This window comes from Marinoscillum sp. (assembly GCF_965229915.1).
Lineage (GTDB): Bacteria > Bacteroidota > Bacteroidia > Cytophagales > Cyclobacteriaceae > Marinoscillum.
Genome location: NZ_CBDDJZ010000001.1, coordinates 461281 through 475908, shown reverse-complemented (window position 1 = coordinate 475908; position 14628 = coordinate 461281). Strand labels below are relative to the sequence as shown.

Annotated in this window: 11 protein-coding genes and 1 tRNA gene; 7 read left to right on the top strand and 5 right to left on the bottom strand. The window is 43.4% G+C overall.

The features are described 5' to 3' along the window. Position 1: 1 nt before the first annotated feature. Positions 2-2422 carry a penicillin acylase family protein gene (locus ACO067_RS02060; RefSeq protein WP_421870063.1) on the bottom strand — a complete coding sequence of 807 codons (2421 nt, stop codon included), beginning with the start codon at positions 2420-2422 and terminating at the stop codon, positions 2-4. Positions 2423-2591: 169 nt separating this feature from the next. Here ACO067_RS02060 and ACO067_RS02055 point away from each other — a divergent pair, with 169 nt between their 5' ends. Further along, positions 2592-3122, top strand: a complete 531-nt coding sequence (locus ACO067_RS02055) for a sugar transferase (protein ID WP_421870060.1) — start codon at positions 2592-2594, stop codon at positions 3120-3122. Then, the gene (locus ACO067_RS02050) at positions 3106-4215 is read left to right on the top strand and encodes a DegT/DnrJ/EryC1/StrS family aminotransferase (RefSeq protein WP_421870057.1); all 1110 of its coding nucleotides are present in this window, start codon (positions 3106-3108) and stop codon (positions 4213-4215) included. The genes ACO067_RS02055 and ACO067_RS02050 overlap by 17 nt, the downstream gene beginning before the upstream one ends. Here ACO067_RS02050 and ACO067_RS02045 read toward each other — a convergent pair. The 3 genes from ACO067_RS02045 to rpsA form a co-directional block, all read right to left on the bottom strand. Further along, positions 4204-5055, bottom strand: a complete 852-nt coding sequence (locus ACO067_RS02045; protein ID WP_421870054.1) for a DUF6089 family protein — start codon at positions 5053-5055, stop codon at positions 4204-4206. The two genes, ACO067_RS02050 and ACO067_RS02045, sit on opposite strands and share 12 nt — an antisense overlap. A gap of 251 nt (positions 5056-5306) precedes the next feature. Beyond that, positions 5307-5377: transfer RNA gene (locus ACO067_RS02040), tRNA-Cys, on the bottom strand. Positions 5378-5553: 176 nt separating this feature from the next. Next, on the bottom strand, positions 5554-7710 hold the full coding sequence (gene rpsA / locus ACO067_RS02035) for a 30S ribosomal protein S1 (RefSeq protein ID WP_421870051.1): 2157 nt from the start codon (positions 7708-7710) through the stop codon (positions 5554-5556). A gap of 187 nt (positions 7711-7897) precedes the next feature. Between rpsA and ACO067_RS02030 the strand changes: the two genes are divergently transcribed. Beyond that, positions 7898-9592 (top strand): amidohydrolase, encoded by a 1695-nt coding sequence (locus ACO067_RS02030; RefSeq protein ID WP_421870049.1) that lies wholly within the window; start codon positions 7898-7900, stop codon positions 9590-9592. A 42-nt stretch (positions 9593-9634) separates the two neighbouring features. Continuing rightward, the gene (gene murB, locus ACO067_RS02025) at positions 9635-10651 is read left to right on the top strand and encodes a UDP-N-acetylmuramate dehydrogenase (RefSeq protein ID WP_421870047.1); all 1017 of its coding nucleotides are present in this window, start codon (positions 9635-9637) and stop codon (positions 10649-10651) included. Here the strand turns inward: murB and ACO067_RS02020 are convergent. Continuing rightward, the gene (locus tag ACO067_RS02020) at positions 10644-11231 is read right to left on the bottom strand and encodes an outer membrane beta-barrel protein (protein WP_421870044.1); all 588 of its coding nucleotides are present in this window, start codon (positions 11229-11231) and stop codon (positions 10644-10646) included. The genes murB and ACO067_RS02020 overlap by 8 nt on opposite strands. 216 nt (positions 11232-11447) lie before the next feature. Between ACO067_RS02020 and ACO067_RS02015 the strand changes: the two genes are divergently transcribed. The 3 genes from ACO067_RS02015 to ACO067_RS02005 are packed head-to-tail and all read left to right on the top strand — an operon-like array spanning position 11448 to position 14621. Next, positions 11448-12371 carry an ATP-binding cassette domain-containing protein gene (locus ACO067_RS02015; protein WP_421870041.1) on the top strand — a complete coding sequence of 308 codons (924 nt, stop codon included), beginning with the start codon at positions 11448-11450 and terminating at the stop codon, positions 12369-12371. Positions 12372-12374: 3 nt separating this feature from the next. Beyond that, on the top strand, positions 12375-13100 hold the full coding sequence (locus ACO067_RS02010) for an ABC transporter permease (RefSeq protein ID WP_421870037.1): 726 nt from the start codon (positions 12375-12377) through the stop codon (positions 13098-13100). Between the two features lie 12 nt (positions 13101-13112). Continuing rightward, entirely contained in the window at positions 13113-14621 is a 1509-nt protein-coding gene (locus ACO067_RS02005; protein ID WP_421870034.1) for a GldG family protein, read from the top strand. Positions 14622-14628 lie beyond the last annotated feature (7 nt).

Sequence of the window (14628 nt, the reverse complement as noted above, 5' to 3'; positions counted from 1 at the left end):
GCTATTTAGGTTCAATTGTCTGGGTAAAAATGACTTTCTCGTCACCATCAACCTCCCGGTCGAAGAGTAACTGATAGTAATTACCGGTGGCCCAGTTTTCTATCATTTGTCCATACAGAGGACTGCCTGGATTGCCAGTCTGACTACCAGGATATACTCCCCAGGCCTTGGTGCCATTTGGATCTAACTCCACTACCATGCGCCAGGAAGGTCCATGTCCTTTGCTGGCCGCGTTGACGATGCCTGAATAGCCTCCCACCGGAACCTCCGACGTAGAAAATGGATCTAATCTCAGCAGATGCTTGATAGTCGTATTCTTGAAGCGATACCAACTGTAGTCTTCACCATTTGCATCTACCCAGGCATCCAAAGAATCAAGCGCCATGTCAAAAGTAAGAGCCATAAGCTCAGAAGTGGACTCTCTGGTAGGTGTTTCTAAAATGTCTGCAAAAGCAAAAGTTGAATCATTTTTGAACCGATCGATCGTAACATACCTATGAGGTTTGTTCACCTCCACACTGATGGTGTCAAATTCATCCCAGGTGTTTTTATACAGCAGATCCCACCACAATTGGTAAACTGTCGGAGCTTTCAAATTTGGAGCATTGAAATAATCCCATTCAGCCAGTGTTTTATAGATCGTCCATTGGTTGTTGTCGAATCTGGCAGTGTCTAATGCAGATAACATCATTGGGAGACTCTCAGACGCCATGTAGTTGTAGTTGTCATTTTGAAGCCTCATCATGTCTTTAGGTAAAATGTCATCGAGTACTCTCAACCGGTCATTGATTCGACGACCTCTGTAGTATTCATAGTTATGGTCGTATACATAATAGGGGTAAAGGGAATCGACCTGATGTTGGTTAGCGGATGTCAGGTAATTTTGCTCAGGATTTAGATCATACATGTAGTGGTCAAATGGTATGTACTGTTTCCATTCATGACTTAGCTCCGATCCGTCCATTAAAAACTTCCCTTGTTCCTCCCACTTTACCGGAAATTTTCCTGGCAACCAAAGAGCGATATCACCTTGTGCTGAACCAAAAATAAAGTTTTGGGGAGGCCCTTGAAATTTTTTCATGGCGTTTTCAAACTCGTCGTAGTTCGATGCCTGATTGATTTCATACATGGCATCAAAAGTGGTGCTTGGAAAGTGCGCAATCCACTTCATCGCATAATTTGATTTCTGGTTATCCCCTCTGAAATTTCGATCATAGACCACAGGTCCATGGTGGGTATAAATGATGGTATCATAGGCGGTGCTGCCATCGGCTAGCTGAAACTCCTCAATTACCTGCTCAGTCTTGAACCAATTGTTATTGAATAAATACTCTTTTCGAGAATCATCTCTAAACTCAATCGCATACCAGTCCACCTGATCCCGAGGTGAGTTAGTTACTCCCCAGGAAATGGAATCATTAAACCCAATTAGAATAATTGGCGTTCCAGGAACCGTCACACCCATTACGTTTTTATGTCCATCGTTGAGATGATATGCATACCAGATGGATGGCGAGGTGAGTTCTAAATCCGGTTCATTGGCTAAGAGCACATTGCCACTTTTCGTTTTTGCGCCAGACACGGCAAAGTTGTTGCTTCCGTTCAGCGGGTGAGGTTTCTCTGTTGTAGACTCAGTTAATATCTGGGGATATGGAATATCGGGTTTCACTACAGGTACAGGTGAGAAATTCCATTTACGTGTTTTCCTTATTACAGGATCAATATTTCCGAGCTGCTCAGGGTATAGAATATCAAACAATTCACGACCAAACAGCATCAATGCGTTGGTGTTTTCAAGATCTGATTCACCCCGAGATAGCGTATTGCTGAGCATGGCATAAGCTAGGCATGTTTTCACAGGAGACCACCTTTCTGGTTTGTAATTCAAAAGTTTGAACTCCAGTGGTAGATCACTGCTACTCATTTGGTCGATGTAGGCATTGACTCCATTGCTATAAGCCTGAATGACGGCATGGAGTTCAGGTGAACTCTTGGTTTTTTCATAAAATTCATAAGTCATGCGCTTCAAACCAATCCGTCGATTGTATTTGTCATAGTTCAATACGGCTGGATTATCGAGTACCTCAGATAGTCTACCCAGAACGAGCCTTGAAAAAAAGTCCATTTGCCAAAGACGATCCCTGGCTGTGATGTAACCCTGAACGGTATGGAGGTCGGTTTCGTTATCAGCGTAGATGTGTGGGATTCGGAGTTCGTCGTAATAAACCTTTACTTCATTATCTAAACCGTCGATTTTTAGGGTTTCGGTATAATTAACACCGGGCTCTTCTGCATTGGTCCAAAAACCTCGAAATGGACTTAAAAACTTGCCCAGAGGTGGTATACTACCCATTTTTGAATTAAGAACAATGCCAAAAGCCAGTGTAATGGTTACAAAAAATACGAACCGGAACGTTTTCATTTTTGAGTTAAATCAATGCTGTGAAACCAGGTTGATGAGGCGGTGGGTAATCAACCATTCCCCAAATTGAGGAATCATATCGGAAAAATATCAATAAAAGATCAGATTGCATAGATTTGATGCAAGAGCAATGAAGGAAAAGTCAAAATATCTTAATTTTTGGAAGCCATTGGCAGATAAAATAGTGGCACTGTTGCTTCTCTTTTTATTAGCTCCCGTTATGGGTCTAATAGCGCTAATCCTATTTTTGTCAGGTACACCTATATTTTTTTATCACTTGCGGCCTGGTTATCAAGGTAGACTGTTTCATTTGCTGAAATTTACTACTATGACCAATGGTGGGAGTGATTGGTTTGGCAGCCTTCTTCGAAAGTCTTCTATTGATGAACTGCCACAGCTCTTCAATATTCTGAAAGGTGAGATGAGTTTTGTGGGTCCCAGACCACTATTAATAGAATATTTGAAAGAATACTCTGACGATGAACACCGTAGACACGAGGTAATGCCAGGAATTACTGGATTTGCCCAAATCAATGGACGCAATCATTTGATGTTGAAAGAGAAATTACAAAAAGACCTCTATTACGTTGATCATGTATCTTTTTGGTTGGACCTGGTGATCTTGATGAAAACGGCCAGAAGAGTGTTCGATACGAGTGGCGCAGATTATCACAATATGGAATATGGAAGGGGAGAGTAAGCCACCAATTCATTTTTCGCCACCTTTTGTTGATGCTGGTGATCTGGAGGAAGTGCAGAAAGCGATTGATAGTGGGTGGATTGCACCGGCAGGTCCACATATAGACGCGTTTGAGAATGCGCTAAAAGAGCGATTTGGCTATCAGGAGGTTTTGGCGGTAAACTCTGGTACCTCAGCCCTGCATCTGGCTTTGTTGCTTGCCGGTGTATCCGCCGGTGATCGCGTGCTGATAGGGACTTTTACCTTTATTGCGGCCTCCAATGTGGTGAGCTACCTTGGAGCCGTTCCAGTGTTTATCGACAGTGATACTCACAACTGGAATGTATCTCCGGAATTGCTGAGAGAATATGTTCAAAATGCTAAGATTAAACCCAAAGCGATTATTGTAACGCACATTTTTGGGATTCCCGCATTGATGAATGAGTTGCTGATGATTTGTGAGGAGTATGGTATCGTCCTGATAGAAGATGCTGCAGAGGCACTTGGGAGTAAGTGGACCGGCCGAGATGTAGGGACTTTTGGAGCATTTGCCGGATTGTCCTTTAATGGAAACAAGATCATTACGACTAGTGGAGGAGGGGCTTTGGTGCTATCTGGTAAGAAAGAGAGAGACCGAGGACTTAAACTGGCGACACAGGCCAAAGAACATGAAGATCATTACGAGCATCTGGAAGTGGGATTCAACTACCGTATGAGCAATATACTAGCCGCACTGGGACTAGGTCAGTTATCTAAATTCAACGAAGTGTTAATCCGAAAAAAAAGGATTGCTGATACTTATAAGAACCGGTTGTCTACTGCTGGTGTGATTTTCTATGACTCATCTGACAAGCAGACGCTAAATCATTGGGTAAATCCTATACTACTAGACGGTATTTCTCCATCAGATTTGGTTCGTAAAATGACAGAAGAAAACATTGAAGCACGACGATTCTGGAAACCTCTTCATTTACAACCCTTACATAAAGATGCATTGATGGAGGTTAATGGAGTGTCCGAGAAGCTGTTCAATACCGGAATATGCTTACCTAGTGGTGCCGGAATGACCGAGCGGGAGATAGACCGGGTTTGCTCGGTTATGCTATCGCTTTGATGGCTTGGGTTTCCGTTTGAACATGTCCTTTGATAAAAAGAGTTCAAATTTCAGGTTTAGGAACAGATAAGCATCTTTATTGGAGCTGTCGCCACGGGGATTTCCGGCAGACAGCTGTTCGTAAGCAGTTTCATTGATTAATCCCACTTCATCTTTTCTATTCGCCAATATTTCCGTGGTAGCATCCGGGTAAGACTGTGGGAAATTGCCAGACACATCGTCCAGGTAATCCGAGAAGGTGTACCTGTATGCGATCTCCGTAACAAAGTTGAGTGCGGAGGATACTTTCCACTTCAACCCAATAGCAGCTGGAAGAATCAAGGTAAACCTGCTGTAGTCAGGGTCCTGTTCCGTATCCAATTCATATAGATTGAAATACGTATCTCCTAGTTTTGCTTGCGGGCTGATGAAGGTTGTGCCAACTCCCAAAGCAATGTATGGATCCAGTCGCCAGCGACGGTGATAGACTCCTTTGTATGGTCGCAAGAAAAATATGCCTTGAATGGTTGCTTCGTAGTTAGTGCTCTCAAATGAAAGATTTCGCTGACGGGCAAATGAGCTGTCCGAGGCATGTTTGTCATGTCCACGAATGCTGTACCTTCCCAGTTCGACACGTGCTGACACTCTAGACCAAAGACGCACTTCAGCACCTATAGATAGATTGGAAACTTCGTTTTGGATACTGCCATTGTGCTTCAGCTCTCCACGATACGAAGCAAACCCCACTCCCGCAAAAGCTGAATAATATCTATCATTCAGCGTGGCAGAAAGAAAGTTCTGACCTGTACCTGTTACCGCCAGCATCAGTAAACATACACCAACAATTACCTGCTTAGTCATCCTAGCTCAAAATAAGGTAAATTTTATTGAATTAAAGGTGTTGAGTGAATTCTGTTGTGCAAAAGAAAGGCGGTAGCTTCTCCTGGTGTGAGATCCCGTACCGAAGAAATTCTAATGAAAGAACCGCTGTACACCCCGATAGCTATAGGGGTTGCAGTCTGCGCGGCGCGAACCTTTGCCGATTAATGAATTTATTTCGAGTGGATCTGAGTAGGTACAAAAAAACCTCACGATAAACTCGTGAGGTTTAGAGGTCCCGAGCGGATTCGAACCGCTGTACAAGGTTTTGCAGACCTTTGCCTAGCCACTCGGCCACAGGACCTTATTTTAATTTGTTGGCCTCTTGGCTATCGCCACTCCTGCCTCGCCGGCAGGCGGGCGGCCACAGGACCTTTTTGGTATTAGATCAACTCGTTTGCTGACCTCTTGTTTTTGCGATTGCAAATAAAGCAAATAAGAAATTAAACCGGAAGCAAAATCGCTTCCGGTTTAAAGATATTATTCAGAATCCTTAGCTTCTTCTGCTGAATCATCAGCGTCAGCTGCTTTGTCTTCTTTTTCTGCTTTTGGTTCTTCGGCTTTTTTAGGAGCTGCTTTCTTCTTAGCTGCAGGCTTTTCACCAGCTTCCATCTTCTCTTTCAGAGCAGATAGTGCATCCAGATCACCTAGAGTTGATTTCTCAGACTCGTTGTTGATCTTGTTCAGGGTGTTGCCTTTAGACTTCTTCTTAGCAGATGGAGCTGGTGCAGGAGCAGGTTGCTCAGCGCCTTCTTTCCATGTAGCTGTGTGTGAAAGAACGATTCTCTTGTCATCTTTAGAGAATTCCATCACTTTAAAGTCTAATGTTTCGCCTTCAGAAGCGTTTCCACCTTCCTCTTTTTGAAGGTTCTTAGTAGAAACCTGTCCTTCGATTCCGTAAGGAAGCTCAAGGATAGCACCTCTATCGTTGGTAGAAATCACTGTACACTTGTGTACTGATCCTCTGGTGAATACTGTTTCGAATGTATCCCAAGGGTTTTCTTCCAGATGCTTGTGGCTAAGAGCCAATCTTCTGTTTTCTACATCAAGCTCCATTACGACTACTTCCAATTCGTCATTTACTTTCACGAATTCAGATGGATGCTTGATTTTCTTTGTCCAGCTAAGATCAGATACGTGTACCAAACCGTCGATACCTTCTTCTAGTTCGATGAACAAGCCGAAGTTGGTTAGGTTTCTCACGATACCTGAATGCTTGGTACCAACAGCGTATTTGGTCAATACATCTTGCTTAGTCCAAGGATCTTCAGTCAATTGCTTGATGCCTAGAGACATTTTTCTTTCGTCTCTATCGATAGTCAATACAACTGCCTCTAGCTCGTCTCCAACGCTGATGAAATCTTGTGGATTTCTCAAGTGCTGAGACCATGACATCTCAGAAACGTGGATCAATCCTTCTACGCCAGGGATGATTTCAAGGAATGCACCGTAATCTGCTACGTTTACGATCTTACCTTTTACTTTCGATCCTACGTCAAGGTCTTTATCCAGTGAGTCCCAAGGGTGAGCGGTCAGCTGCTTCATACCCAAAGAAATTCGCTTCTTGTCATCATCAAAGTCAAGTACCACCACGTTAACTTTTTCGTCAAGTGAAAGCACTTCTTCTGGATGATTGATACGTCCCCAAGAAATATCTGTGATGTGTAGTAGACCATCTACACCACCAAGGTCGATGAATACACCGAAGTTGGTCATGTTTTTGATCACACCTTCAAGTACCTGACCTTTCTCAAGGTTCTCAAGGATTTGAGCTTTTTGCTTCTCAATATCTTTCTCGATCAGTACTTTGTGTGATACTACTACGTTATCGTTAGTGTAGTTGATTTTCACAACTTTCACTTCCATTTTCTTACCTACAAACACATCAAAGTCTCTGATAGGCTTCACATCGATTTGTGAACCTGGAAGGAAAGCTTCTACACCGTAAATATCTACGATAAGACCACCTTTTGTTCTTCTCTTCACCATACCGTCGATTACCAGGTCTTCATCCAATGCTTTCTGGATGTTTTCCCATGCTTTAACGATTTTGGCTTTTCTTCTGGAAAGAACAAGCTGGCCATTGGCATTTTCCTGTTCTTCTACGTAAACGTCTACTTCGTCACCAGTTTTAAGACCATCGATATCTCTAAACTCTGAAAGAGATACTAGTCCATCTGATTTGAAACCGATGTTTACAATGACATCTCTGTCAGTGATACCTACTACGGTACCGGTCATCACTTCTTTTTCAGTGATTTGGTTCAATGTAGCCTCATAAAGAGCCTCCATTTTCTTTCTGTCAGCCTCAGAATACTCCTCGCCGAAACCATCATCCTGTGCAGTATCCCAAACGTCAGTTACAGGCTCTGCGATAGGTGCAGCTACTTCTGGAGTTTTTGCTTCTTCTGTGAAAGGAACTTCTTTTTCAGCTTTCACTTCTTCAGTCTTAGCCTCTTTTTTCTCTTCCTTTACTTCTTCTTTGGCTGGCTCAGCTTCTGTCTCTGCAGCTGCTGATTCCTCTTTGGTCTCTTCTGCCTTTGCTTCGTCAGCTTTAGCTTCTGTAGACTCTTCGGCTTGAGCTTCAGTCTTCTCTACTTTTTCTTCCTGTAGCTCTTCTTTTTTTTCTTCTGCCATAATAAAAAACGACTCTGAATATACGCCTTTATCCCCCGAGTCATTGAGATAAAAGGTTTTGGTTTTCAATACATCCAAACACTGAGGTTTAGAAGCCATTCACTCGAATGGAGGCGCAAAGCTAAAGCTTTTAAACAAAAAAGAGTAATTTCGATTTCATTATCTCAAGTGAACAACCAATAGAAATATGACCTACAGAAAATTACTACCCATTTTACTTATCTCATTGATTTTCAGCTGTCAGGATAAACCTCAGCCAGCAGATTTGCTGATGACCAATGCTACGATTTACACTGCCAACGATGCTCAGCCAACGGCCACAGCGGTTGCCGTGAGAGATGGTCGAATTGTGAAGGTGGGATCTGCAGAAGATCTTGCAGTATACCAGGGTGACAGCACGGAGGTGATGGATCTAAATGGCCAATATGTTTATCCTGGATTCATTGAGGGGCATGCACATATTATGGGAATCGGTAGTAACCTGGTAAATGTGGATCTGATGGGTGCTCAGAGCTATGATGAGGTAATCGAGATGGTAAGAAAGCGTGCCGATGAAACACCAGAAGGCGAATGGATCATCGGTAGAGGCTGGCATCAGGACAAATGGAATCAAACCCCAGAACGTTTATTTAAGGGTTTCCCGACTCATCATCAGTTGAGTGAAGCGGTTCCTAATCATCCGGTTTTCTTAAAACACGCCAGCGGACATGCGAGTTTGGCCAATGCCAAAGCGATGGAACTGGCCGGAGTGGATAAAAATACGCCAGATCCAAATGGAGGAGAAGTGTTTAAAGATGTGACTGGTCAGCCAACAGGTTTGTTCAATGAAACGGCAAGCGGACTAGTTGGCAAAGTGATCCCGGAAGAGACCAAGGAGCTAAGGGCTAGAAAACTGCAATTGGCTATAGATGAATGCCTTAAAAATGGAATTGTCGGTTTTCATGAAGCGGGTTCTGGTTTTAAAGAAATAGAGGTTTACGAAGATTTTGCAACCAATGACGAGTTGAAGTTGCGACTGCATGTGATGCTACATGGTAGAGATTCTGCTTTACTCAATGCGTACTTTGAAAAAGGTCCGCAGATTGGTTTGTATGATTATCACTTAAACATCCGGTCGATCAAATTGTATGCGGATGGTGCCCTTGGTTCAAGAGGAGCGTGGCTGCTGGAAGAATATAGTGATGCGGAAGGTGTACATGGACATAATGTTACTCCTATGTCAGAAATAGAAGGGATTGTCAAAGCTGGGCTAGAAAATGGCTTCCAAATGTGTACGCATGCTATTGGAGACAGAGCAAATCGGGAGGTTCTAGACATCTATGAGCGAGCCATTAATGCGAAACCTGCCATTTCTGAGGACCATCGCTTCCGAATTGAACATGCGCAACACATTCATCCAGAAGATATTCCAAGGTTTGCAGAGTTGGGTGTGATTCCAGCTATGCAGGCCATTCACATGTCTTCTGATCGTCCCTGGGCAATAGATCGTTTAGGCAAAGAGCGTATTGAAAACGGAGCTTACATGTGGAGTCAGTTGATCGATAATGGGTCTAAAATTGTTAACGGCACAGATGCTCCAGTGGAACCGGTTAGTGCTTTGGCGAGCTTTTATGCCTCTGTCAGTAGAAAAACGCTGCAGGGCAAGCCGGAAGGTGGTTATGAGCCTACACAGAAAATGACTCGGGAAGAGGCATTGAAGTCTTACACCCTTTGGGCCGCATATGGAGCTTTTATGGAAGACCAAACAGGGTCCATCGAAGAAGAAAAGCTGGCAGATTTCACCATTCTGGATAAAGACATCATGAGTATTCCAGAAGAGGAAATTCTCAATACCCGTGTGGTCATGACCATTATTGATGGTGAAGTGGTCTATCGCAATTAGTATTTAATTCGGTACGTTTGCACCTCATCAACCACGTGCAGTTTGCTAGTAGAAGAGAACTTTTCTTTAAAGCCTCACAACACCTTTGGGCTGGATGTTATTGCCAATCTCAAGGCCTCTATTGAAAACCCGGAAGATCTGAAGGAATTGTTTCAGGCTGATCGCTACCGCAGGGAAAAGAAAATGATCCTAGGTGGAGGTTCTAATGTCCTGTTTACGAGAAACTTTTTGGGAATGGTCCTGAAAATGGAGGTGCGAGGAATAGAGGTGGTAGAGGAAGCAGATGATTCGATCCTGGTAGGATTTGGAGCGGGAGAAAACTGGCATCAATGTGTCATGTGGGCAGTAGAGCAGGGCTATGGTGGTTTAGAGAATCTATCACTTATTCCAGGCACTATAGGAGCGGCGCCTATGCAAAACATTGGGGCATATGGGGTAGAAATCAATCAGGTATTTCATTCATTGGAAGCCTACGAGATCAAAACGGGCAAAATCGTTCGGTTTTATAACGAAGACTGCAAGTTTGGGTATCGCTACTCGGTATTTAAAGGACCACAGCGTGATAAATACATCATCACCAGGGTTTATCTGAGACTTTCAAAAAAGCCATCATTTAACATCTCCTACGGGGCCATCAAGGAGACACTGGATGAAATGGGAGTGGAGGAGCTTTCATTGAAAGCAGTAAGTCAGGCGGTAATCAATATCAGGCAATCCAAACTACCTGACCCAACACAAATTGGCAATGCCGGTTCATTTTTCAAAAATCCTGTGGTGGAGAACACCTACTTTGATTCTTTACGTGCAGCCTTTGAAGAGATACCGGGCTATCGACTAGATGAAGAGTTTACCAAAGTACCTGCTGCCTGGCTAATCGACCAGTGTGGGTGGAAAGGCAAGCGCTTCGGAAATGTGGGAGTGCACGACAAACAAGCCCTCGTCCTGGTCAACCTTGGAGGTGGAAAAGGTAAAGAGCTGGTACAGTTATCCAAAGACATTCAAAAATCGGTTCAGGGAACGTTTGGAATCCAGCTAGAGACTGAGGTGAACATTATTTGATCTTAAAAGTCACTCCGATCTTCAATCCACTTTCAGTTATTCTTTCTGGATAGTTCTCACTCGATAAGCTTAATGTTGAGTGCATCGCTGTGTAGGGATTGACATATACTCCTAATCCTGAAGCAAATTCATACTGTAATCCTACGCCTAAATTGAATCCAACTCCTGTCTGACCAGATACATTACCTGAGCTGCCTAGATCCGCATTCAGTATTAATCCAGGGTTAATGAATAGATATTTGAGAAAATTCACTCTTACACCTACAGGAATCGTCAGGATACTTGCATTAACATCATTTGGCGCAGTATCCATATTTGGGGGTACATTCGGGTGCTGCAACAGTTCGTGATGTCGATAACCTATTCCTGTTTCGAAAGAAAGAACTTGATTGATCGGTGCGAGGTAATCCAATTGAACGCCATAGTAGCTCTCTCCCGAATAGGAAGCAGCCCCGGCAAGACTGGTGAGGTGTATGGCGTCATTGGATCCCAGCCCTAAATAGGAAATGCCAATACTCTTCTGTGCCAGGGTGAAATGAGCGGTGATGACTATCAAGGAGGTAATGAGTAGTTTTTTCATGAATTTGGTTAATGAGTCAAAAAAAAGTATTCTTAACTGTAGACACGGGGATGCTGATTGGAGTTGTAACCCAGTTGGATTTAATAACTGTTAACACTTTTTAACAGACTTGACCTCTTGAAAAAGTACTACATGAATGCTATAATTGCGATCTATTTTTTTTCAAATAGAGTTCTCATTTAAACAGTTGATTATCAGATTAATCCAAGTTGAACAATGTCAATAGTTGTAGAGAATCTCACCAAGAAATATGGTGAGCAAAAGGCTGTCAACGACATATCATTTGAGATTAAAACCGGGGAGGTAGTCGGTTTCCTTGGGCCAAATGGCGCAGGAAAGAGTACTACAATGAAGATCATCACATGCTTCATGGCTCCTAGCTCAGGTGACGTGCGTCTGGACAGTGACAGCATTCATACAGATCCAGAGGCGATCAAAAAGAAGATAGGCTATTTGCCAGAAAACAATCCGCTGTATCTGGACATGCCAGTGGTGGAGTACCTGCGATTTACTGCCGAGATTCAGGGAGTTCCTAAGGCCAACATTCCATCCCGCATCGCGGAAATGATTGACCGCTGTGGTTTGGATCGGGAGAAACACAAGAACATCAACGAACTCTCCAAGGGGTATCGCCAAAGAGTAGGTTTGGCACAGGCCATGATCCATGATCCGGAAATCCTCATATTGGATGAACCTACCACTGGATTGGATCCGAACCAGATTGTAGAGATTAGAAAACTCATCAAAGACCTGGGAAAGGAGAAGACCGTAATCCTTAGTAGTCACATTCTTTCCGAAGTAGAAGCTACCTGTGATCGTATTTTGATCATCAACAGAGGAAGGATTGTAGCAGATGGCACTTCAGCTACTTTGAGAAGCCAGTCAGAAGGTCAGGAACTGTTAAAGATCAATATTGAAGCTTCAGCCGAAGACGTAGAAAAAGCAGTCAGAGGTCTTGCCTCGGTAGAGAAAGTAACTGCCATCGACGGGAAAGAAGGTTGGTTTAATGTGCAAAGCAAGCCTGATGCTTCTTCCAGAAAAGAGATTTTTGATCTCTGCGTGAAAAATAAGTGGTATTTGATGGAAATGTCTGGTCTGGAAACCCGACTGGAAGACGTATTCCAAAAATTAACGAAATAGATTATGAGCAAAGTTTGGATAATAACGAAACGAGAACTTGCATCATTTTTCGATTCACTGATTGCCTATGTGATGATTGTCTTGTTCCTAGGACTCAGTGGAGCATTTACCTGGTTGTTTGGTAGTGATGTCTTTTTCATTAACCAGGCCAATATGCAAGTGTTCTTTAGCATTGCGTTCTGGTCGCTATTTTTCTTTATTCCAGCGATAACCATGCGGATGATTGCGGAGGAAAACAAAGCTGGAACAATTGAATTGTTGATTACCAAAGCAGTGACAGACTCTCAAATTGTATGGGGAAAGTTTCTGGCTTGTCTGATTTTAGTATTAATAGCTTTGGTGTGTACGCTCCCTTATTACATCACCATATCTCAGTTAGGGAATATTGACGATGGAGCGGTGATTGGAGGATACCTAGGATTGATTTTATTATCAGCATCATACATCAGCATTGGACTGTTCGCCAGTAGTGTCACTCAAAACCAGATTGTGGCCTTTCTGACAGCTATTTTCATCGGAGTGTTTTTTCATATTGTGTTTGGTGTATTGTCAGGATCGGTGCGTGGTTTTTTTGGCGAACTATTCAATTACCTGAGTATGAGCACTCATTTTGAGTCAATGAGCAGGGGTGTGGTGGATAGCCGAGATCTGGTGTATTTTATATCCATCATCGCTATTGGCATCTTGTCATCACAGGTGATGCTTTCGAAAAGAAACTGGCAATCCTAAATAAGAGCAACAATGAACAAAAAGAATATCATCATTCAATTGGTCATCGTCATCGCAATTATTTTGGTGGCCAATTTACTGTCCAGGGAGTTGTACTTCAGACTGGATTTTACTGAGGATAATCGATATACCTTCAGTAAAGCGACAGAAGAGGTGATCGATGAACTCAATGGAGTGGTCACAATCACCGCGTATTTCTCAGAAGATCTTCCACCACAACTTTTGACGACTAGGCAAGACTTTATGGATCAGTTGGTGGAATACGAGAATTTATCTGAAGGGAGTATCGTTTTCGAATTTGTCAACCCCAATGAAAGTGAGGAAACGGAAAGAAACGCCCAGCAGAATGGAATCAGTCCGGTTATGATCAACGTACGTGAGCGCGATCAAGTGCAGCAGATGCGTGCTTATCTAGGAGCTGTGTTGAAAATGGACGATCGCACAGAAATCATTCCGGTCATTCAGCCAGGGGCTGCGATGGAGTATTCTCTTACCACTGCCTTAAAAAAAGTATCCATTGCGGACAAACCAAAGCTTGGTTTCATTCAGGGATATGGGGAGCCTACGATTCAGGCAATGCCTCAGTTAATGGAGCAGCTGTCGGTACTCTATGAAGTGGAGCCATTCAGAATCAAAGACACGGCTAGTGTTCCGTCTTACTATAAAGCACTGGTTTGGGTAGCGCCAATGGATACAGTGAAGCAACTTGAGTTTGCCAAAATTGATCAATACCTTGATCAAGGTGGAGGACTCTTCCTGGCACACGAACATGTGCAGGGAGATCTACAGCAAGGATTGCTGTCAAAAAGTGGAGATATAGGAATAAAAAGCTGGTTGGCTCAGAAAGGTCTCCAGTTTCAGGATCAAATGGTGATCGATGCGCAATGCGCCACTGTCAGTGTACAGCAGCGAAATGGATTTATGGTCATGACATCTCAGAAAGAATTCCCCTATTTTCCACAGCTTAATAACTTCCCGGAGAGTGCAATTACTGAAGGAATCGAGACAGTGATGCTGCCATTTGCCGCTCCACTTACTTTTACTCAGTCAGACACTTCCTGGTCACAGGTTCCACTGATGTACTCTTCAGAAAACTCCGGCGTGGTGAGTCTTCCTTCCTATGTGGACATTCAGAAGAAGTGGTCAAAGGCTGATTTCCTCGCTGGGCAGCAAATGTTAGCTGCGGGGCTTGACAAAGGCACTGCGAAAATTGTAGCGGTTTCTAATGGCCAGTTTATAGTCAATGGGGAGGGCCAGCGACCTCAGCAGCTCAACGCTGATAATGTGAATTTTGCATCGAACTCCATAGACTGGATAGCTGATGATACAGGATTGATCAATTTGCGTACAAAAGGCGTTACATCCAGGCCTCTGGAAGAAGTGGAGGACAGTACGAAAACGCTGATTAAGTATGGCAATGTGCTGGCGCCAATTCTCTTGCTTTTGATTTATGCGTTTGTCAGAAAGCAACAGAGTAACAGACGTCGACAAAAGTGGATGCAAGGAAATTATGATTACTAACGACTGA

Coding starts and splice junctions, on each gene's coding strand:
- ACO067_RS02060 (WP_421870063.1), bottom strand. CDS start 2,422: ATGAAAACGTTCCGGTTCGTATTTTTTGTAACCATTACACTGGCTTTT.
- ACO067_RS02050 (WP_421870057.1), top strand. CDS start 3,106: ATGGAAGGGGAGAGTAAGCCACCAATTCATTTTTCGCCACCTTTTGTT.
- ACO067_RS02045 (WP_421870054.1), bottom strand. CDS start 5,055: ATGACTAAGCAGGTAATTGTTGGTGTATGTTTACTGATGCTGGCGGTA.
- rpsA (WP_421870051.1), bottom strand. CDS start 7,710: ATGGCAGAAGAAAAAAAAGAAGAGCTACAGGAAGAAAAAGTAGAGAAG.
- ACO067_RS02030 (WP_421870049.1), top strand. CDS start 7,898: ATGACCTACAGAAAATTACTACCCATTTTACTTATCTCATTGATTTTC.
- ACO067_RS02020 (WP_421870044.1), bottom strand. CDS start 11,231: ATGAAAAAACTACTCATTACCTCCTTGATAGTCATCACCGCTCATTTC.
- ACO067_RS02015 (WP_421870041.1), top strand. CDS start 11,448: ATGTCAATAGTTGTAGAGAATCTCACCAAGAAATATGGTGAGCAAAAG.
- ACO067_RS02010 (WP_421870037.1), top strand. CDS start 12,375: ATGAGCAAAGTTTGGATAATAACGAAACGAGAACTTGCATCATTTTTC.
- ACO067_RS02005 (WP_421870034.1), top strand. CDS start 13,113: ATGAACAAAAAGAATATCATCATTCAATTGGTCATCGTCATCGCAATT.